Origin of the sequence: Pontibacter aydingkolensis, from assembly GCF_019443125.1 — a bacterium.
GTDB classification, from domain to species: Bacteria; Bacteroidota; Bacteroidia; order Cytophagales; family Hymenobacteraceae; genus Pontibacter; species Pontibacter aydingkolensis.
Genome location: NZ_JAHYXK010000004.1, coordinates 296573 through 319241, shown reverse-complemented (window position 1 = coordinate 319241; position 22669 = coordinate 296573). Strand labels below are relative to the sequence as shown.

The following is a 22669-nucleotide window of genomic DNA, read 5'->3' as shown; positions in this document are numbered from 1 at the left end:
TTCTGTAGTAGTGCTAAGCTGGTAGTGCTGTATAAATTAAACTACTAAGTACATGATTTATAGAGTGAAAAACAAAGTGTAATTGCACCAATATGCAGGTTTAGTTTTAGGGAATTGCTAAAACATGCAATGTTTTCTAATAAAGCAGGTATTTGCTCCTTACACCTTTAAAGTATGCCAGTTCTTTATCCCATTGCTTTACGATCTCCTGTGGTGCTGCCCCTGACTGTAGCTGCTGTCTTACTACAGGAGTACCCCAAAGTCGGTCCATGCGCGTTTCTTTCCATTCCAGTTTGTCAGGGTACAGTGTTTTTAGAGCGTGAATAATGTAAACGCCAGCCTTCGCTGACTTAAACGCTTTCTTGTCTGTAATTATCATTTGGGCACCATGGCATTGCTCACCCATAAACTTTGGCGGGTATATTTTGATGCCATCAACTACACCTCCCGGTACAAACGTTACCGGCTTAAAACTTACACCTTTTAGTTTATAGCTGTTAAGCTGCTTTGCCAGTTTATCTCCGTCTATCCATGGTGCGGCAATGTACTCGAAGGGGTGCAGTGTGCCGCGCCCTTCGGAAATGTTGGTGCCCTCCAGCAGGCAGGTGGCAGGATAAACAGCAGCTGTGGTGATGGTTAACATATTAGGGGAAGGCTTTATCCAGGGCAGTCCGGTTTCGGTGTACCACTGCTTTCGTGTGTAGTTTAGCATAGGGATTACTGTCAAATCAGCCTTGGGCAGGTTTTTGGCCACACGTTCTCCATTAAACATAAGGGCAAGCTCACCTACCGTCATGCCATGGGTAACAGGGAGCAGGTCATAATTATAAACAGGTTCGCCAGCTTTACCGGGATAGGGACCGTCTACGTACAAACCGCCGATTGCATTTGGCCGGTCCAGCACGATGTAGGATTTCCCCTGTTCTGCAGCGGCTGCCAACACATGGTTCATGGTGGCGATGTACGTATAAAACCGTGCACCAATGTCCTGTATATCGAACACCAGTACATCCACATCACGCAGCATCTCCGGGGTAGGTTTCCTGACTTTGCCATAAAGCGAAATTACCGGTAAGCCTGTCTTAGGGTCTTTGCCATCAGCCACATGATTGTCTTCTTCGCCGCGTATGCCATGCTCGGGGCCAAAGAGCATCGTTAGCTGCACATCCGGATAAGTATGGAGCACATCAACCAGGTGCCGGCCATCCGGTAGTAAACCCGTGTGGTTGGTTACCAGGCCAACGCGCTTTCCTTTTATCAGGTGCAGGTATTCAGGAGTAAATAGGCGTTCAGCCCCGATAAATACCCGCTGCTTTTCTTTAGCTGGTGCACTAGCCGAGGCAGCACTGGCTTCATAGTTACTCCATGCTACCAGAAAGAATGCGAGGAGAAGAAGTGAGGCTAAACGTTTCATGTTTTAAAGCGTTGTTTGTTAGAGTCGATTCTATTTTATACTGTTACTCCTGCAGCACATACTTATAAAATCCGCCGCCGTTGTCCCAGCTGCAGAAGATAAGTGTTCGGCCATCTGCGGATACACCTATGCCTCTTGCTTCTGCGCCGCCAACTTCCGGCAATGGTAAGGTCCACATGGTTTTCTTTTTATCGTCGCGGAAGTGGAACGAGGACGGCACTACACCGCTGGCACGTACTGCTGCGTAAATACTGCCGTCTGAGCTGACCTTTAATGCATTACAACCTGCAGCGGTACTGGTAATATCTTCTTCACGCTTATACGTGATCCCGTCTTTGCTGCTATACTTTTGGATGATGGGGCTACCCGGGTTAGGGAAGTATAAAGTAAGGCCATCCGGTGTCATGTCGAAAGTGCGGGCAAGTATGCGGTTTGGTAAGGCAATTGTGCGCACCACCTCAAAGGTGGATGGGTTGGTGGCGCTGGGCTTTAACACATAATTCTGGTCCTCAGCAAACAACGACATGGCGTAGATCTCGCCTTTGCTGTTTACACGCGGCGAAGTAATGGCACGCATGCCAGCCGGTGCTTCCCAAACTGCCATGCCCTCGCCGGTGACAGCGTTTATTTTGATCAGGTGGCGGTTTCGGCCTATAAGTATGTTGCCGTCTGCGTCAATCCCGATTCCATTAACTGGATTCAAAGTATAAGTCTCACCGTTTATACTTACCGCTTTAAGCGGGGAGAAGGGTGCGCTTTTGCCATCTGACTGCTTTATGATCAGGGAGCCTGCGTAGTCAGCCAGCCACAGTTTGCCATACTTATCCCATTGTGCCCCATAGCCTGCGCCGGCTGCATCTTCTATTTTTCCTGCAAACACATACTTCGGAGCTGGTACCTCTATAAAATCCTCCAGTGGCTCATTACTCTTCATCAGTTTAAGTACAGCTGTTGGGCCGTATGTAACGTGCTTACCATCAGTGGCTATCACACGATGGTAGAAGGAAACAGGTGCTCCCTCAGCTACATTACCTAAAAGATTATACAATTCCTGCTCCTGCATTTTAAGCGAATTGATACGGCCCGTATTTTTGCTCCAGTGGATACGCTTAAACTGGTTATCGGAGGCCAGTTGGTACGTATAGTTTACAAAGTCGCCATCCGGGTCTGCTGCTTTTTCCCATTGAATTTGATAAAGTGCCTCAGTGTTGCGCACAGCATAGGTGTTGCGGCTGTTGTGTGAGGTAAAAGCCGGTGCCGTTGGTGCCTGGTTATGGTCAGGGTACAGCTGAACTCTGAAATCGCCCTCAGGTTGTTTTGTAGTATGGATTTGCAAGTATAAACCCCCAACAGACAATAGCTCAGGCAGGTCTTCGGTAACCTCAAAAGTGGCTGAAATGCTCCCGTTGCGCTTGTTTTTTGTCTTAAATGCATGTGTTTGCAGCAAAGTGCCTGCCTCGGTGTTTCTGCCTTTATACAGGCTGATACCCGTAAGCTTGCCCTCCAGATTGTTGTAGCTGCCGCTGATAATTAACTTGTTGCTTTTTGCATTTGCCGTTATAGTGCCTGTTCCTGTATGATCTGCCAATGGAGTAAGTATACCCGAGGCACTGTCTGTTACCTTTACATCACGCCGCAGCAAATGGCCATTCACGCCAAAAATGGCTGCAGGCAATGCTCTGTCATGCAACTGCTCCATATCTTTGGCGGCATTGGTTTTGATATCATAGGTAGTGTAGGCGATGGAATCCTGCTCCAGGAAAATATCCATTATAGTAATGGTGTTTTGCGGAGGGTTGTCCAAAGTCAACCAGCCTCGTGGTCCGGTTCCTGCGGCTCCAGCATTCAGCAGCTCAAGCTTTCCTCTTTTGCCGGGGTAATAGGCATGGTGGTGGCCACTGATATAAGTATGTACTTTATACTTTTCCAGCAACGCCCGCAGCTTTTCGGGGTTGTCTAGTACATTGCCTTTGGAGTCGCGCTCCTGGGCTACACTGTAAAGCGGCATGTGGCCCAGCACAAAACGCAGCTTCGCGTTTCTAGCCTCCGGTGTGCTAAACTGCTTTTCGAGCCAGGCGAGGTTCTCCTGGGTTATTTCCGCTGATGAAGCCTCCCACGACACAAAGAACACCCCGTCTTTTAAAAAAGAATAGTAAAAAGGGAAGTAGCTACGATCGATAAACTGCAGATCGGGCGTATTGCCGGGCTTGTTCCAGTAAGCAGCAGCTGCCTTTTGCTCGAGTGGGTAGGAACGTGGTCCATCGTGGTTACCCAAAGTAAAGGCAAAAGGGATTTTTGCCTGCCGCAGTGGCTGCGCAATATGTTTGTCGAAGCCTGCCCACATGTTGGTTAGCGTGGCAGTGTCTTTTACACCCATGCCGGCTACCATGTCTCCGCCGCAAACCACCAGGTCCGGTTGCCAGATGCGCGGAATGCGGTTCATGATGCTGTCTACCTGCCATTCGTAGGTAGCAGAGCCGAGGCCGGAATTCAGGTCGCTGATGATGCCAATGCGGATGTCGCCACGGATTGGTAGCTGAGGAGAGTCTTTGTGTGCCACCAGACGAACAGCATCTGCCACTAGCTTGCCTTCATTTCCGCTTCCGAGCAACTCCAGGTAATCGCCGGGGCCAAGTATAAAATCACCAAACACATTCCATCTGCCGCTGGTAGAAAGCGATGCCTGGTTCTGGTAAAGTGTGTCGGTTGTGGTGCCATGGTGCAGTACAAAAGCAGCTTTGTATGTATTGGCTTCCGTGTTTACCGTCCACCAGCTGGCTAACTGGTAACGACGGCGTTTAATGTCATTGAAAGTATAAACTGACTTATTATACTTTTGGGACCCTGATGCCAACCGGGAAGGAGTTTTGCCATAGTAGTTGGCGTGGTTGCTGTCTTTCCAGAGGCCAGCCTCCGTGTAATTGGGACTATCGGTATCGAAGTATAAAATTTCCTGCTGTACTCTTGGCTGTAGCTCAGACAAAACCAGTGCAGACGCATTTTTGCGCAGGCTGTAGCGATTGCCTTCCGGTTTATCTACGGGTATATTCACTACTTCACCGGCTGCTACCATGGCAGAAGACCCGCCACCATCGAGGTTAACAGCTTCATAGCAGCCCACCTCGAACATCATCTTAGCCAACTCATCCAGTGTAACGCCTGCACTGGCCTGCTGCCTCCCGTCCACTACCATCATAAGTATGGTGCTGTCGTTGAGGTAGCCAATGGCTGTGCGTGGGTGGCGTGCTAAGTGACTTCCGGAAAAACCTTCTTCTTTGCTCGTGTTCCTGATCTTACCGGCTTTTACCAAAACGGGCCCACCGCCTACGGCCTGGTTTGCCAACCATCGTTGCGCCCCTTTAAGAGAAGTGGCGGTAGGTTTGCCTTGGGCAGCATCGTTTGGGGTAGGATAAGTATAAAGTATGTTCTCAGGACCTACAGCATAAGGCCACACTACTTCCGGCTTACCGTTTACCAGTCCGAAGGCCCCGCGAGTAACCCTGCCCTGTGGTCCTGGAGCTACGGCTTCGCCGTCTGCCACCAACAAACTTACAGAGGAAGTGGAGGAGAAGTAACCACCATTAATAGCAAGTATACCTTGGTGCTGCTTATAGGCTTCTGCTGTGGTTTGGCGAAGGGTGTTGCTGCCAACGGCTCTAAGCTTTAAGTTTTGATCTTTTAAGTTTACAGTAGCATAAACGGCTCTTACCCGTGCACCGTCCAGCAGATGTCCATTTGCCTCAAAAACACGCACAGAGGTAGGTAAAAGCATGTTTAGGTCCTGCCGCGGCTCCCATTTTAAATTCAGTTTTTGAGCCTGGGCTATGCTTGGATTAAGTCCGGAAAGCAGGTAGAGAATGAGAAGAAACGAAAGTTTTACGCGCTTCATACGTAGTGTAGTTGGGGTTAGTGTAAAGCGTAGAAGCTTTAAGCCTCAGTAATTTGGGTGCTCTAATTTAAACTTTTTTGCATGTTTATGCATTTTTATTTAAAAAATGTCGCAAAAAACAGAATGATTAAATTAGTTTTACTAGCTTTATAGTAGCAGAATCCGGTGATACTGTAATGGTGGCTTTTAGTTTTGCTCCGGCATACTACTGTAGAACAATAGAAAATATATAACCTATGTGTAGAATACACCGGGTGTAAGTATTTAAATTTAGAAATTTATCTGATTATAGAATGGAGTATACAACTGAAAGAGATTCGAAATACAACGATCTCGAGAAGATGTCTGTGAGGGAGGTTCTGGAGAACATAAACAACGAAGATAAAACTGTTCCGATGGCTGTGGAGAAAGCCATTCCGCAAATAGAAGCGCTGGCAGCCATTGCTGTGGAAAGAATGAAAGCCGGAGGCAGGCTGTTTTACATAGGGGCAGGCACAAGTGGCCGTTTGGGTGTAGTAGATGCATCAGAGTGCCCTCCAACCTTTGGCGTGCCTTTTGACTGGGTGGTAGGCATAATTGCCGGTGGCGATACGGCTATTCGAAAAGCTGTGGAGTTTGCCGAAGATGATGCGGAACAGGCCTGGAAAGATCTGCAGGCTTATGACATTGATGAGAACGACATTGTTGTTGGGCTAGCAGCATCAGGCACTACCCCCTACGTAATTGGCGGACTAAGAGCAGCTAATGCGCATGGCCTTGCAACAGGTTGTATCGTTTGCAATACCGGTAGCCCGGTGGCTGCGGAGGCACAGTATCCGGTGGAGGTAGTTGTAGGACCTGAGTTTGTAACGGGCAGCACACGCATGAAAGCCGGCACTGCTCAAAAGCTAGTGCTGAACATGCTCAGCACAAGTGTAATGATACAGCTGGGCCGCGTAAAAGGAAATAAAATGGTGGATATGCAGTTAACTAACCAAAAACTCTATAAACGCGGAGTACGCATGGTAATGGCTGAAACAGGTGCTGACGAACAAACTGCCACAGCTTTGCTGGAGAAGTATGGCAATGTGCGGCAGTCAATAGAAAACTTCTTGATTTCTTCTTAACTTTACATAGTATGGCCTTGCATAAAGCAGGGTATAAACTAACCTGTTAACCACAATCTTCAGGCTTTTGAAACAGATAAGTGTACGTTAGTACAAACCTTGCTTCAATCAGCTTAGCTAAATGTCTGCCTATGTCTCCAATCACACTTCTGTCTTTTCTGATCGGTTACTTTGCCGTGCTGATAGGCATATCGTATTTCACCTCCAGAGGCTCCTCGGATAACTCCAGTTTCTTTATTGCCAACCGCAACTCCAAGTGGTACTTTGTTGCCTTTGGTATGATCGGTACAGCTTTGTCGGGCGTTACTTTTATATCGGTGCCGGGTGCAGTGGTTAACAGCAGCTTTGGCTATTTTCAGTTTGTGCTGGGCAATACTGTGGGCTTTGTGCTGATCGCTTTTGTGCTGTTGCCGCTTTACTACCGCATGAACCTGATCTCCATTTACACTTACCTCGAAAAACGGTTTGGTTACTGGAGTTATAAGACGGGGGCTATGATATTTCTGGTATCGCGTACCATTGGTTCTGCTTTCCGTTTGTACTTGGTAGCCATCGTGTTGCAGAAGTTTATCTTTGACGCCTGGAATGTGCCCTTTGTTGCTACAGTAGCAATCTGTTTGGTGCTCATCTGGCTCTATACACACAAAGGCGGATTAAAAACCATTGTGATCACCGATACCCTGCAGACCGTATTTATCATCGGTTCTGTTATCTTTTCCATCATTTTTATCGCTAGCAGCCTTGACCTGAACATTACCCAGACATTTGAGGCGGTAAAAGACAGTTCTTACTCTAAAATATTTTTCTGGGAGGACTTTTTGGGCGCCAAGAGCCACTTCCTGAAGCATTTTATAGGTGGTATTTTTGTGACAATCGCCATGACGGGGCTTGACCAGGACCTGATGCAGAAAAACCTGAGCTGCAAGAATATCGGGGAGGCGCAGAAAAACATGCTCACATTTACTGGTGTTTTTGTTTCGATCAACATATTCTTCCTGAGCGTAGGAGCACTGCTATACATGTATGCCGAAGCCAACGGCATTGATGTAACTGCCCTGCGTACCCCTGATCACCTGTTCCCGGAGATTGCTCTGAACCACATGGCGCTTATACCGGCTGTAATCTTTATGTTGGGTTTAACGGCCGCTACCTTTGCCACTACCGACTCAGCGCTTACAGCCTTAACAACATCCTTCTGCGTAGACTTCCTGAACTTTACCAAGAAGGATAACCACGATGATATCAAGCTGATCCGTACGCGCCACCTGGTGCATGTGGGCTTCTCGGTGGTGATGCTGCTGGTTATACTTGTGTTCAGGATAATAAACGATGACTCCGTAGTGAACGCAATCTTCCGTGCTGCTGGTTATACGTATGGGCCGCTGCTTGGCTTGTTTGCCTTTGGTATGGCTAACAAACGTGCCGTAGCCGATAAACTAGTACCTTATATCTGCATCATCTCGCCTATACTTACCTACATCATCGACAGCAACTCAGTTGATTGGTTTGGGTATGCAATGGGATTTGAGCTGATCGTAGTGAATGCAGCCATTACGTTTATACTTTTACTAGTAACCAGCAAAGAAGGAGGGGGAGTGATGATGGACGCTTTGAAAGAAGCAGAGCGTGGCAGCAAGGTTAAACAGACTATCTAAAAGGAGGATTCTCCATGGAAATACAACAGCTTTTGGAGAACATTTTGCCAAAAGCGCGCATAAAGGCACGGCTGATTGATGTCGTGTCATATGCTTCTGACGCTGGCTTTTACTACCTGAGACCAAAGGCTGTGGTGCAGCCTGTTTCAGAAGATGAAATAAAGCAACTGTTCGCTTTTTCGCAGAAGCACAAAATTCCGCTTACCTTTCGTACGGCCGGTACCAGCCTTTCGGGGCAGTCTATAACAGATGGTATACTTGTAGACCTGAGCCAGTTCTGGAACAAGGTGCAGGTAGAGCAGGAGGGAGAATTAGTGCGTGTGCAGCCGGGTGTGATCGGAGCTATTGTGAATGCACACCTGCGTCCGTTTAAACGCAAAATTGGTCCGGACCCGGCAAGTATAAACTCGGCCATGGTTGGGGGTATACTTTCCAACAACGCCAGCGGCATGTGCTGCGGCGTGAGCAAAAACTCCTACCATACTACAAAGTATATCCGGTTTATTCTTCCAAACGGCATCAGCTATACCACAGAAACCGAAGCAGATTACACCAGGTTTGAAATAGAGTGCCCGGAGCTGTTCCATACGTTGCAGGAGCTAAAGCAGCAGATACAAAGCAACCCGGAACTGCACGACATCATCCGGCACAAGTATAAAACCAAGAACACCGTTGGCTACTCCGTTAACGCCTTTATCGATTTTGAGCACCCGCTGGATATTATGGCGCACCTGCTCATTGGAGCCGAGGGTACGTTGGGTTTTATTGCTGAGGCCGTTCTGAACACTGTTCCTGATTATCCTGCCAAGTCCACAGCACTTTTATACTTCCCGGATATTTACGCAGCCTGCCAGGCTATTGTGCCTTTAACAGAGGCTGGAGCAGAAGCAGTGGAGTTAATGGACCGTGCCTCGCTTAAATCAATTGAGCACATGGCCGGCGTACCGGCAGTGATCAAGACCTTACCCGAAAAGGCGGCTGCTTTGCTGGTGGAGTTCCAGGCAAACACGCCGGAGGAGGTACAGGAGAAGATCTTAAGCTTTATGGCACTGGCACCTGAACTGGCTTTGCTGGAGCAACCGGTGTTTACAACCGACCCTACGGAGCAGGCCTTACTGTGGAAGGTACGTAAAGGCATGTTCCCGGCGGTGGGCGCGGTGCGGGCAAGCGGTACCACGGTGCTGTTGGAAGATATTGCCGTTCCGGTTGCGAAACTGGGTGATGCCATACTTGACCTGCAGGAACTCTTCCGCAAACACGACTATGCTAATGCTATTATTTTCGGCCACGCTAAAGACGGCAACATACACTTTGTAGTTACTCAGGCTTTTGACTCGCCTTCGGAAATAGAGCGCTACGATCACTTTATAAAGGAAGTGGTGGAGTTGGTGGTAGGCAAGTATAAAGGCTCCCTTAAAGCAGAGCACGGCACAGGCCGCAACATGGCCCCGTTCGTGGAAACCGAGTGGGGACCGGAGATCTACCAGGTAATGCGCAGACTAAAAGAGGTAATCGATCCGGAGAACCTGCTGAACCCGGGTGTAATTATCAACCACGATAAAAATGCGCACATCCAAAACCTGAAAGAACTTCCGAAGGTGGAGGAGGAAGTGGACCGTTGCATGGAATGTGGTTTTTGTGAGCACAAATGTCCTAGCCGAAATATTACCCTAACACCACGCCAGCGAATTGTAGTACGCCGCGAACTGCTCAACCTGAAACGGAAAGGGGAGAAGCAGAAACATAAAGAACTGCTGGACCAATATCAGTATGACGGCTTGGATACTTGCGCTGTAGATGGCCTTTGCGCCACCGCCTGCCCTGTAGATATTAATACCGGCGACTTAATTAAACGTTTGCGTCGCGAAAGTCACAACGATTTTGCCAATAACCTGGCGCTGCTGGTGGCAAAGAACTTTAAGCCTGTAGCCTCTACCGTTAAGTTTGGCTTGAAAGCCGGTGCTGGTATGAACAAGTTGTTCGGGGCTAACACTATGGCGAAGCTTACGAAGTCTGCTAAAGGAATCATTTCTGAATTCCCGCTCTGGACAAACCAGTTGGCTCCGGCTCCGGGTCTGAGTAAGCAAATGGCTAAGGCTAACATCCCTGCAGAAGAAGCAGAAGTAGTATACTTCCCGACTTGTATTTCGCGTACCATGGGTTCTGCTGAATCTGGGAAAAAGAGCATTGTCGAGACGTTCATCAGCGTGTCGGAGAAGGTGGGCATTAAGTTTACGATACCAAAGGATGTACAAAGCTCCTGCTGCGGACAGATCTATTCCTCAAAAGGATATAGTAAAGCCTTCGCCTATACTGCCAACGAAACCATCAGCAAAGCATGGGAGTGGACCGACAAGGGCCGTATGCCGCTGGTACTTGATATCACCTCCTGTACTTATACTTTGCAGAACTGCCGCCCTGTGCTCACGCCGGAAAACAGGCAGAAGTTTGATGTGCTCAGGATAATTGATAGCATAGATTACATTGCTGATTTTATACTTCCGAAAGCTACGGTAATGCAAAAGAAAGAAAATGTGGTAGTGCACCCGGTTTGCTCGCTGCAGAAGATGGGCATAGAAACCAAGTTTGTAAGTATAGCCAAACAGCTGGCACAGGAGGTAACGGTACCGATGCATGCAGGTTGCTGCGGCATGGCCGGCGACAGGGGCTTCCTGGTACCGGAACTAACAGCGTCTGCCACTGCTCCCGAAGCAAACGAAGTAAAACAGCATGAATACGACGGTTATTACTCCAGCGCCAAAACCTGCGAAATGGCCATGACTGAAGCCGTAGGCAAGAACTATGAATCGATAGTATACTTACTGGATGAGTGTATTTAGTTTTCGTTATTCGTTGATCGTATTTTGTAGAGACGCAATACTTTGCGTCTTGTTTGCAACGAAGCTTATCCGTTACACAGACCATAGCGGAAGTATGAAACAAATAAGTAAAGTATAACCTATGGCTCAAGGAAGTCTGAAGACTTCTTAGCATGTAAAGTCACAAGTTACGCTAACGCTTAAAACTTGCGCCAGGGATATAATTATGTGTCGTAGGGCTCTATAAGATCCTGAAAATCTTTTAAATCCTGCAAATCCTGATTCAGACATAAACCAGCGGGCCCGCTGGTTTATACTTTATGATATCAATGTTGCTTACATTACCGTAACTACCTGCGCATAATCACCAAGGAAATTGTCTTTCGGGCTAAGGTCTGTGATAAGGTAATGGATGGCGCTAAGATCGCATACTTTCATATTCTGGTTTGATCCCAGCTTTTCTGCAATACTCATAATGGCTGTTTTCTTGGCAGCGCGAATCATAGCTTTCTTTACCTGCACCACTTCCCAGTCAGAATCTGTAAGGCCATCGGCCGTGGAGAGGCTGTTGGTGCCAAGTATACACAAGTCTACTTTTATTTCGGCCAGTTGGTTAATAACCTGAGCTCCAATAATGATCTGAGAGCTTTTAGAAAGCTGGCCACCTAAAAGTATTACTGTGCTGTTAGAGCGTTCGGCGAGTTCCAATGCTACAAGCGGGCTAACTGTAAAGAATGTACACTTCAGACTATCCGGAACCATGCGGGCTACCTCTACCATAGTGGTGCCGCCGCCAACCAGAATGGTCATGCTATCCTGCAGCATATTCACTACTTTACCGGCAATCTCCTTCTTAGATTCCTTTGCATACACTTCTACCTGTTGGAATGGGTAATGGAAGGATTTGGAAAGTGCGCCTCCGTGTACTTTTAGTATCTTGCCACTCTCGGCTAATTCGTTCAGGTCTCTCCGAACTGTGTCTTCAGATACATTCAGTTTAACACTCAGGTCAGATGAAAGTACTTTGTTATGTAGGTTTATCTGCTTTATAATAAAAGCCTGCCGTTCTTCTTTTAGCATTCTGTTAGCTTCATAGGGTAAAAGTCAAATATACTTTTTTTTCTATAAAATAAATAAAACAGTAAAAAGGATTATACTGACTGTTTTTGATGAATGAGTTGGATAGGGAAGCCTGCTTTAACAGCATAGCATATTACGTATTGATCCTGAAAATGCCGATAAAGAAAGCCTGCCCTCATAATGTAAGAGCAGGCTCTGATGTTTACTTGGTTAATCTCCTAAAATTAGTGCTGCGTTAATTATGTAGAGACCTCTCACCGCTACGCTGGCTCTCTTCAGCTCTCGCCTCAAGGGTATACGAGATGACAGGAAAGTTTAAGTTAGGCTTATTGTTAGAGGTCTTTTCTCCTTTATTTAAAATTACTTTGTCTAGAGGACAAGACTTCTGTGACCTGTTACTTATACTTTAACGTAAATTTTTCTCCGGTCCATCCAGAAGCCTACAGCCCACATTACGAGCATGTAACTCAGGGCAAAAAGGAGAGAGGCTGTTTTCCCTTCCGTCCAGGTGAGGAACAGGTGGTCGTAAAGCCACTTTTGCAGGCTCATGTCGCCAATCCTGATAAAGTTTAGCAGTTTGATAACAAGTGTAGCCAGCGCAAAAATGAAAAGCGGATTTTTACCGAAAGCTTCAAAGAAGAAGGTCCATCTTACAAAGCCGGCAAATTCTATGGTAAGTATAAGGCCGGCAAGTATAAGCAGACTGAGGCCCACAGAATGTAGCACATAAGAGCTTGTCCAGAGTGGTTTATTGATTGGGAAGCTCTGGTCCCACAGCAAAGCAATTGCAACCATCACAGCGCCAACAATAGCTAACTTGATCACAGTGTTCATGTTATTGCCATTCTTCTGAATAAATATACCGGCAAAATAACCGGCTATTACATTTACAGTGGCTGGCAGGGTGCTTAGCAGCCCTTCCGGATCGAAAGGTATGCCAAAGCCTTTATATAAGTTCTGGTCTGGTATAAACAGGCTGTCGAACTTAAGCGCGGCATTACCTTCGAGACTATACGGGTCTGCTGGGTTTCCGAAAAAGTATAAAATAGCCCAGTAGCCAAGCAGAGCAACCGCACTAAAGATAGCTGCGCCTTTCAGTTTAAAATAATGTACTACCAGTGCGGCAAAAAAGTAGCAAAGGGTAATGCGCTGCAAAACACCCATTATGCGCACGGCGGTAAAGTCTTTTAGAACGATCTCGCCTTCGGTGCGGGTAACAAATGGGAATAGGTGCAAAAACAAGCCGATCAGGAAAATGAGAGCAGTACGCTTGAAAACCTTCTTCAGAAAAGTACTTTCTGGTTGACGTTCGAACTTCCGCATGCTAAAGCTCATGGCATTACCCACTACAAACAAAAAAGAGGGGAAAACCAGATCGGTAATGGTAAAACCATGCCAGGCCGCATGCCTGAAAGGAGTGTAGATGTTGCCCCAACTGCCCGGGTTGTTTACCACCACCATCAGTGCGATCGTTAATCCGCGCAACACATCAAGCGAAAGATATCTTTCGTAGGCACTGTTCCTTAGCAGGCCGGTATCTGTAGTATTGCGAACCATGGCTGTTTTGTTCATACAAGGTGGATTAGTAGGCGTAAAAAGAAAACATAGTTATACTTTGTACTAGTGGCTTGTTCTAAAATCAAAAGGCCGTTCTACCAGAAGCAGAGCGGCCTTTTAAATTACTTTGTCACAGCTGAAGCCTCAGACTTAACTGTTTTGGATTTCTCAATGGCATCGTATACCACCTGCAGCACATTGGTACGGGTATTCAGCTTGCTTAGCTTTGGGTTCTCACGGGTTGGGTTCACACGGTTAGACAGGAACACGTAAACCAGGTTGTTAACAGGGTCTACCCAGGTATAGGTACCGGTAAAGCCAGAGTGTCCAAAACTTTCTATTGGTGCCGATGGCGCTGCGTTGCTATTTTGCTGACCAGGCTTAGCTGGTCTGTCGAAGCCAAGGGCGCGGTAATTACCCTGGTCGCAGAACTGGCACTTACTAAACTCACTCACGGTGTTGCCTCTGATGTACATTTTGTTCGCGTAGGCGCCGTCGTTCAGGTATAACTGCATTAGTTTAGCTACATCGTTAGCATTACCAAACAAACCGGCATGCCCGCTCACTCCGCCCAGCATGGCAGCGCCTTCGTCGTGTACGGTGGAGTGCAGCAGCTGTGCCCTGAAATGAGGCTCATACTCTGTTGGCACGATCTGATTCTGAGTGTAGTATTTGTAAGGGTTAAAGGTAAGCGATGTAGCGCCTATCGGCTTGTAGATATTCTCCTTTAAATACGATTCAAACTCCTGGCCTGTAATGTGCTCCACTACCTTTGGCGCAAGTATAAACGACAGATCACTGTATACATACCCCGGCTTTTCGTTAAGCGGCGACTCAGCTATCCGCTTGTATATTTTGTCGGCATACTTTCTGTGGATGTACAGGTTATCAGCCACCTTTATAGGGAAGCGTTTAGACGGCTCATTTTTAAAAGTTGCCCACTTAAACTTGCCGTTCTTCTTCACGGTCTCTTTCCAGAAAGGGATCCATGCTTGTAAGCCAGCCTGGTGTGTCAGGATGTCTCTATACTTCAGGTTCTCTTTATTAGAGCCCTGCATCATGGGTAAGTAGGAGCCAAGCGTGTTGTTTACGTTAAACTTTTCTTCCCCGCTCAATTTCATAAAGGCAGCCAGCGATGTAGATATTTTTGTAACAGAGGCCAGGTCGTAGAGGTCGGTATTTTTTACCGCAGTCTCGTTATCATAGGTATGGTAACCAAAGGCTTTCTGATAGATCACCTTGCCATCTTTTGCCACCAGTACCTGCGCGCCAGGGGTTGCTTTTTCACGGATGGCCTGCGCCACTAAAGAGTCGATGCCTGCCAGGTCCTGCGTTTTTAAACCGACTGCCTCCGGCGAAGTATAAGCCAGCCTGAAATTACCCGGGGTTACCAGCCCATCACCAATTTTAAATGCATTGGATACTGTAACCGGCAACTTGCCTCTTGCTCCAGCACCGCCGAAAATGATCTGAGAAACTACATCCTGCGCCAGGGCATTTTCCTGGTAGGCGGTTATTACTGCATTGGCCTTGTCTATACTTTCGAGGTTGGCCAGGCTGTATACATTCCCAAATACACTTACAATGGTAGGCTTTGTGCGGATAAGGTCTTTTAAAAACAGGTTCATTTCAGCAGTAATGCCGAAGTTGCTGCTTCCTGCCTTTAAGTTAAGCCTGTGCACACCTGCAATAACCAGGTTATACTTTGACAGTTGCTCTTTTAGCTGTTGCAACTCTGCCAGGGTAGCCGTAGGCTTCAGGAAAAAAGTATCCACCTTAGTATAGCGTGCAAGCCCTTTTTGGAAATCTGTGGGTTTATCGGTACCGATGGCCAATGCGGCGATGCGCATCGTGTCCAGTGTCTGAATAGGAAGTATGTTCTGCTTGTTGCGCAGCAGCGTTACAGAGGCCTCCATCAGCTGGCGGTTCAGGTACTCGGCGTGCGGATTGTTCAGGTCTGCAATCAGGTTCTTTGTTTCGATAGGCTCCCATTTGTCAAGCCCCATCCATAGTTTGGCAGCCAGTACCTTACGCACCCGGAAATCAATCTCTTCCTGTGTTATCTCTTTGTTCTGGATAGCCTTTTTTACTTCTGCGATAGTCGTCTTTACATCCATGGTGTTCAGCATCACATCGTTGCCAGCAATTAAGGCCTTTACATCCACTACTCCCGGAGGATAGAATTTAGCCACCCCCTGCATATTAAGCGCGTCGGTAAATACCAGCCCTTTATAGTTCATTTCCTTTTTCAGCAGGTCCGATACAATGTTTTTAGACAGGGTAGAGGCCAGGTTTGGGGTATTGTCCAGCACCGGAATGTTCATGTGCGCCACCATTACGCTACCCAGGCCATGCTGCATTAGCTGGCGAAACGGGTACAGCTCTGTAGAGTCGAGGCGAAGGCGGGAGAAATGGATAACAGGCAAGCCGTAGTGTGAATCTACGTTGGTGTCGCCGTGGCCCGGGAAGTGCTTGGCGCTTGCCAATACGTGGTTGTCCTGCATGCCCTTCATGTAGGCAATGGATTTACGCGCCACGTTATACTTATCTTCGCCAAAAGAGCGGAATCCGATTACCGGGTTGTTGGCATTATTATTAATATCAACGGTAGGGGCAAAGTTAATCTGGATGCCCATGCGTTTGCACTGGCGGGCAATCTCGGCCCCCATCTCATAAATCAGTTTCTCATTGGTCACGCCACCCATCGTCATCTGGTACGGGAAACGGATAGTGCTGTCAAGGCGCATGCCCAGTCCCCACTCGCCATCCAAACTTACCATTAGCGGCACCTTGGTTTCCTGCTGGTAGCGGTTTGTCATTTTTGCCTGCCTTACCGGTCCGCCCTGGAAAAATATCAGGCCGCCTACTTTATAGGTTTTAATCAGGTTGCTGATAGAGTCAATGTGCGCCTGGTTCTTGTTTGAGTAAACCGGGATCATGATCAGTTGCGCAATACGCTCCTCCGGCGTCAGGCTTTTCATAACTGAATCTACCCATTTAGACTGCATACCAGCCAGGAATGCAGGGTCTCTGCCAGGGTCGAAGGCCGGCGCAGCAGTTTTTGAAACAGGTGCTTTGCGGATTTTTGAGCTTTTTGTCTGGGCCTGCAGGTTATTCAGGCCTATCAGCATCAAAAGTATAAGCGACAGGGTTGAGAAAGAATATTTTTTCAAAACGATATACTTGTAATATGAGTTGATTTACTGCAATATATGAGAAAATAGATACTTTTTATTTTTATTTGCGGTGTTTATTTTAATTCCCGCAAATAAAAGCAATATTTAGATGTTAATTGGATACAATCAGCACAGGTTTATGCAAAAACTACGTAAAGATACACTAGTGTTACCAATAGTATAAATGTTAATAGTATCAGAAAGCCCTATAAGGCTAAATTAGTTAAAACTTAGAAACAAAGGATTTATGAAGCACACTGCCCTGCGCATTTCTATGGCTTTACTTGCAGGTATTTTTGTGGCGTCGTGTACTCCAAACCCATATGCGGCTACAAATAAGGTTTACAAAAAGCAGGCAAAAGCATATGGCAAAACACTTTGGGCTGAACCTAAGCCTGATCCTGAAATTACTTACCCGCAAGGCGACTATTGGGTAGGAGCCACAAACTTTAACATGCGCAAGCCAAACTATGTGATTATCCATCACACGGCTCAGAACTCAACAGCACAAACCCTAAAAACGTTTACTACCCCGGCTACGCAGGTAAGTGCGCACTATGTAATTGGGCGAGATGGCAAAGTATACCAAATGCTGAACGACTACCTGCGGGCATGGCATGGCGGTGCGAGCAGGTGGGGAAACAACACCGACATTAATTCATCTTCCATCGGAATTGAGCTCGATAACAATGGGGCAGAGCCTTTTGCCGAACCTCAGATCAACAGCCTGATCGGTGTGCTAGAAATGCTGAAAAAGAAACATGCCATACCTGCCGCCAACTTTATAGGTCACTCTGATATTGCCCCTACGCGCAAGGTAGATCCTAATCCGACTTTTCCCTGGAAACAGCTGGCTACCAGTGGTTTTGGTTTGTGGTACGACGAAAATGCGCTGGATAGCGTAGTGGTAGCAAAGACCGTTATTGATTCTGTTGCTATAGCTGATAGTACCCTGTTGCAGCCAGAGGTGCTGGTGTTTGAACAGGAGCCAGTGCATAAGGTGCCGGATACCTTTAACCCTGTAGATGCGCTTCGGATTATTGGCTATGATGTGCGCAACCCAGAGGCAGCTATCAAGGCATTTAAGCTACATTTTATTCAAACAGAAATAAATGCAGTGCTTACCGAAAAAGACAAGCTTATACTTTACAACCTGTATAAAAAGTATCTGTAAGACTGAAAATACAAAACAGAAGACATCAAAAAATAAACACAAAGTATACCTGACATAAACTATGGCTCGATTAAACCTTCTGGAGGAAACACGATTTGAGAAGCTTCCAACCACTATTTACCCTGATCAGCGGCAGGCATCTGTAAAAGTTGCACAGCGCATTGCCGACCTGATAAAGAGAAAGCAGGAGCAGAACGAAATGGCTGTTCTGGGCCTGGCAACAGGTGCTACACCAGTCGGAGTATACGCTGAGCTGGTGCGCATGCATCGTGAAGAAGGCTTGAGTTTCCGCAATGTGATTACCTTTAATCTGGACGAGTACTACCCGATGCAGCCAACAGCAGCGCAAAGTTACGTTACGTTCATGAACGAGAACCTCTTCGATCACATCGATATCAAGAAAGAGAACATTCATATACCAGACGGTACCCTGCCGCAGGAGGAGATACATGCCTACTGCCTGGAGTATGAGCGTAAGATAGAAGCCCTTGGCGGACTTGACCTGCAGATACTGGGTATCGGACGTACGGGCCACGTTGGCTTTAACGAACCGGGTTCGGCGCCTAATTCCGGTACCCGCCTGGTAACCCTCGACGACCTTACCCGCCGCGATGCCTCCCGCGATTTTGGTGGTAAAGAGAATGTGCCGCGCAAAGCCATTACCATGGGAGTGGGTACTATTTTTAAAGCCCGCGAAATTATACTGATGGCCTGGAGCGGAAAAAAAGCCCCTATCATCAAGAAAGCGGTGGAAGGAGAAATGTCTTCTGACGTGCCGGCCACTTACCTGCAGCTGTCCGATAACGTGGAATTTGTGCTGGACAGGGATGCCGCCTCCGAATTAACCCGCTTTAACACGCCATGGCTTGTAAAGGACTGCGTATGGGATGATGCGCTGATCAAGAAAGCCGTTATCTGGTTGTCAAATAAAGTGAAAAAGCCTATCCTGAAGCTGACGGATGAGGACTACAACAACAACGGCATGGCGCAGCTGGCAACCGAAAAAGGACCGGCCTACAACATCAATATCGACATATTTAACAAGCTGCAGCGCACCATAACCGGCTGGCCAGGCGGCAAGCCGGGGGCAGATGATAAGCAGCGGCCGGAGCGCGCTGAGCCGGCTCAGAAACGCGTAGTTATTTTCTCGCCACACCCCGACGACGATGTGATCTCGATGGGAGGCACGTTTATACGCTTGGTAGACCAGGGGCACGATGTGCATGTGGCCTATCAGACTTCCGGCAACACCGCTGTTTGGGACGATGACGTGCTGCGTTACATGGAATTTACCATCGATTTTAACCAAAGTATAGGCAAGGACACCAGTGCGCTGGAAGGTATCTATAAAGACATGCGCAGCTTTATTCAGGAAAAGCAGCCAAACCAGGTAGATACCAAGGAGATACGCGATGTAAAAGCATTTATCCGTAAGAGCGAGGCATTTGCAGGAGCACGTTACGCAGGCCTGTCTGACGAGAACATCCATTTTATGGCATTGCCTTTCTACGAAACCGGCAAAACTGTTAAAAATCCGGTTACTGCCAGGGATGTGGAACTGACCATGGAGTTGCTTCAGAAAATAAAGCCCCACCAGGTTTTTGCCGCCGGCGATTTTGCCGATCCGCATGGTACGCATATTGTTTGTTTCAGAATTGTGGAAGAGGCCCTGCGCAGGCTACTGGCAACAGAAGAATGGGCAAAAGATTGTTGGCTGTGGATGTATCGCGGTGCCTGGCACGAATTTGAAACCCATGAAATTGAAATGGCCGTACCGCTATCGCCGCAGGAGGTGGAACGCAAACGCTACGCTATCTTTAAGCATCAGTCGCAGAAAGACCGGCCTGTTTTTCCGGGAGACGATGAACGTGAGTTCTGGGTTAGAGCAGAGGAAAGAACCCGCGAAACAGCCAAGCACTACGATAACCTGGGCCTGGCAGATTACGAGGCGATGGAAGCCTTTGTGAAATGGAAATTTTAAGCTAATTGTTAAGGTGAGTGAAACTTTCTTGTGTGGTGCTGCAGGTGCTGTGATGCCTGCACATCATACCTGGGAGTATAAACAAGTAGTTATCGGACTAAAGAGCCTTAGACAAAGGATACAAGACTAAAATTATACTTTTGCCGCCGGCGATTTTACAGCCTGTTTTTTCGGATTTGCATACGGATTTATACTTTGCAAGCTATTGCGCCCGCTCTTTCGGATTTGCAATCCGGAAGTATATTACTATCAGGATCTGTGATCCATTTCTATACTTTTACTTTGCCAGTTGTCGCGCTGAGGACAAAAGCTAAAAGCCGGATTGCAAATCCTTATAGTAAGTGCTTCGGGATTATAAATCCCGAAGAGCAACTGGCTTTGAGCAACAAAGCTAAAAAATCAGTACCTTAAAAGTCTTCTCTCTTAATAGGGAAATCAGGCAACTAAAACTGCATCAAAAGTATTAAAAAAAGCAGCCCCCTTACAGTACCAGCATATGAGCATCAGAACCAAACTAGTAACCCTCACTCTAAGTATAGCATTTGTTCTAAGCGCACCTGCCATAGCCCAAAAAGTGTCGCTTATACCGCAGCCAGTGCAGCTGAGCATGAAGCAAGGGAGCTTTACTATAGACAAAGACACGGAGATTTACGCTGATGCGAAAAATGATGAGCTTAAACGTATTGCACAGGAACTGGCTACCGAAATAGAGAATAAAACCGGGATAAAGCCTGATGTAGAACAGAAGGCCCCGAAGAGCAAAGCCACAAATATAATCTACCTCACCCTGCTGGGAGCCCACGATACACTGGGCACGGAAGGTTATACTTTAAAAGTGCAACCCGGCCGCATAACAGTGGCTGCAAACAAGGCGAACGGCATATTCATGGGCATGCAAACCATCCGGCAGTTATTGCCCATTAAGCCAGCTACGGCAGCTGTAAGTATACCTGCCCTCGATATAGTAGACAAACCCCGTTACAGCTGGCGCGGAATGCACCTGGACGTTACCCGCCATTTTTACCCTGTAGAGTTTGTTAAAAAGTATATTGATTACCTGGCCATGCACAAGTATAACACCTTTCACTGGCACCTCACCGACGACCAGGGCTGGCGCATTGAGATTAAAAAATACCCGAAACTAACCCAGGTAGGCGCATGGCGCGACAGCACTTTAATTGGCCATTACTGGGATTTACCGCAGACTTATAAAAAAGAACGGCACGGAGGTTTTTATACTCAGGACGAAATTAAAGAAGTGGTAAGGTATGCCCAGGAACGCTACATTAATGTGGTGCCTGAGATAGAGATGCCTGGTCATGCGCTTGCTGCTTTGGCTGCTTACCCGGAGCTCTCCTGCACTGGCGGTCCACACAAAGTAGAATCGAAGTGGGGCATTTTTCATGATATCTTTTGCGCCGGCAACGAACAGACCTTTACCTTTCTGGAAGATGTAATGACGGAGGTAATGGCGCTTTTCCCCAGTAAGATCATACACATTGGTGGCGACGAGGCCCCAAAAACACGCTGGAAGACATGCCCGAAATGCCAGGCCCGCATGAAGCAGGAAAACCTGAAAGACGAGCACGAACTGCAGAGTTACTTTATTCAGCGCATGGAGAAATTCATGAACGCAAAAGGCAGAACCATTATCGGCTGGGACGAGATTCTGGAAGGCGGCCTGGCCCCAAATGCTTACGTAATGTCGTGGCGCGGTACAAAGGGAGGGATAGCGGCAGCTAAGGAAAAACACTATGTGGTAATGACGCCGGGCACACACGTATACTTTGACCACTACCAGGGAGAACGCGACCTGGAGCCTACTGCCATACACGGTTACAGCCCACTCGAGAAAGTGTACAAGTATGAGCCTACTCCGGCAGAATTATCGGCAGATGAAAAAAAGTATGTACTTGGAGCGCAGGCAAATCTCTGGACGGAGTATATTACAACAACAGCGCATGTTGAGTATATGATCATGCCACGCATGGCTGCTTTATCGGAAGTGCTCTGGACGCCAGAAGCTAAAAAAGACTGGGATGGCTTTAAAAACCGTATGCAGCAGCAGTATAAGCGCTACGATAGCATGGGTATAAACTATTCCAGAAGCGCATTTAATGTAAGGCAGCAGTTGCAGGTAGATACTACGAAGGCCAATGTAAAGGTTAGTTTCGCTAATGATGCAGCCAACAGACGCATTCATTATACGTTGGATGGCTCTGCCCCTACCACTTCCTCGCCGGTTTACAGCAAGCCGTTCACACTAAGCAATACATCAACTATCAAGGCGGCCTCTTTTGTAGATGGCAAACAGATGGGCAAAACCAGCACTAAAATATTTGATGCACATAAAGCTTTTGCAAAATCTGTTACGCTTACCAACACTGAACATGCCAGCTATGCAAACAAAGCCAAACTGATAGACGGACTGAAAGGATCTACAGACCAGACAGATGGCCATTGGGTAGGCTTCCTGGGCACAGACATGGAGGCTGTTTTAGACTTGAAAACGGTACAGCCTGTTACCAACCTGTGTGCCTCTTTTATGCAGAACATCGGGTATCGCATTTTCCTGCCGGCGCAGCTGGAGTTTGCAGTTTCTGAAGATGGCAAGAACTATAAAACTGTAAAAGTCATCTCCAACCCTGACCCAACTGCCAAAGAAGGAATTCTTACCAATGAGTTTAATACGACCATACCAGCTACTAAAGCCCGCTACGTGAAAATCAAAGCCACAAACGTTGGTGTAAGTCCTGCCAAGTACCCATCGGCAGGGCAAAAAACCTGGATCTTTGCCGACGAGTTAACAGTGCAGTAA

11 protein-coding genes are annotated in these 22669 nt (G+C 47.3%); 6 read left to right on the top strand and 5 right to left on the bottom strand.

Features of this window, described 5'->3' with window-relative positions; genetic code table 11:
* Positions 1-136 precede the first annotated feature (136 nt).
* Together K0O23_RS07445 and K0O23_RS07440 are read right to left on the bottom strand one after the other, a co-directional pair.
* Positions 137-1414, bottom strand: coding sequence for an exo-beta-N-acetylmuramidase NamZ family protein (locus tag K0O23_RS07445; RefSeq protein ID WP_219876773.1), 1278 nt, complete (start codon positions 1412-1414; stop codon positions 137-139).
* Between the two features lie 43 nt (positions 1415-1457).
* Entirely contained in the window at positions 1458-5303 is a 3846-nt protein-coding gene (locus K0O23_RS07440; protein WP_219876772.1) for a phosphodiester glycosidase family protein, read from the bottom strand.
* A gap of 293 nt (positions 5304-5596) precedes the next feature.
* Between K0O23_RS07440 and murQ the strand changes: the two genes are divergently transcribed.
* The 3 genes from murQ (at position 5597) to K0O23_RS07425 (ending at position 10904) form a co-directional block, all read left to right on the top strand.
* Positions 5597-6409 (top strand): N-acetylmuramic acid 6-phosphate etherase, encoded by an 813-nt coding sequence (murQ, locus tag K0O23_RS07435; RefSeq protein ID WP_219876771.1) that lies wholly within the window; start codon positions 5597-5599, stop codon positions 6407-6409.
* Positions 6410-6540: 131 nt separating this feature from the next.
* Positions 6541-8064 carry a sodium:solute symporter gene (locus K0O23_RS07430; protein ID WP_219876770.1) on the top strand — a complete coding sequence of 508 codons (1524 nt, stop codon included), beginning with the start codon at positions 6541-6543 and terminating at the stop codon, positions 8062-8064.
* A gap of 14 nt (positions 8065-8078) precedes the next feature.
* Positions 8079-10904, top strand: a complete 2826-nt coding sequence (locus K0O23_RS07425) for an FAD-binding and (Fe-S)-binding domain-containing protein (protein WP_219876769.1) — start codon at positions 8079-8081, stop codon at positions 10902-10904.
* Positions 10905-11219: 315 nt separating this feature from the next.
* Here the strand turns inward: K0O23_RS07425 and K0O23_RS07420 are convergent, their stop codons facing one another.
* The 3 genes from K0O23_RS07420 to K0O23_RS07410 form a co-directional block, all read right to left on the bottom strand.
* Positions 11220-11963 carry a DeoR/GlpR family DNA-binding transcription regulator gene (locus K0O23_RS07420; RefSeq protein WP_219876768.1) on the bottom strand — a complete coding sequence of 248 codons (744 nt, stop codon included), beginning with the start codon at positions 11961-11963 and terminating at the stop codon, positions 11220-11222.
* A gap of 399 nt (positions 11964-12362) precedes the next feature.
* Entirely contained in the window at positions 12363-13535 is a 1173-nt protein-coding gene (locus K0O23_RS07415; protein ID WP_246596978.1) for an acyltransferase family protein, read from the bottom strand.
* A gap of 107 nt (positions 13536-13642) precedes the next feature.
* The gene (locus K0O23_RS07410) at positions 13643-16528 is read right to left on the bottom strand and encodes a glycoside hydrolase family 3 N-terminal domain-containing protein (protein WP_394371685.1); all 2886 of its coding nucleotides are present in this window, start codon (positions 16526-16528) and stop codon (positions 13643-13645) included.
* 415 nt (positions 16529-16943) lie between these two features.
* Here K0O23_RS07410 and K0O23_RS07405 point away from each other — a divergent pair, with 415 nt between their 5' ends.
* The 3 genes from K0O23_RS07405 to K0O23_RS07395 all read left to right on the top strand — a co-directional run bounded on the left by K0O23_RS07405 (position 16944) and on the right by K0O23_RS07395 (position 22669).
* The gene (locus tag K0O23_RS07405; RefSeq protein ID WP_219876767.1) at positions 16944-17870 is read left to right on the top strand and encodes an N-acetylmuramoyl-L-alanine amidase; all 927 of its coding nucleotides are present in this window, start codon (positions 16944-16946) and stop codon (positions 17868-17870) included.
* Between the two features lie 61 nt (positions 17871-17931).
* Positions 17932-19851, top strand: a complete 1920-nt coding sequence (gene nagB, locus K0O23_RS07400; RefSeq protein WP_219876766.1) for a glucosamine-6-phosphate deaminase — start codon at positions 17932-17934, stop codon at positions 19849-19851.
* Positions 19852-20347: 496 nt separating this feature from the next.
* A complete protein-coding gene (locus K0O23_RS07395) occupies positions 20348-22669 on the top strand; it encodes a glycoside hydrolase family 20 protein (protein WP_219876765.1) in 2322 nt (773 codons plus the stop codon).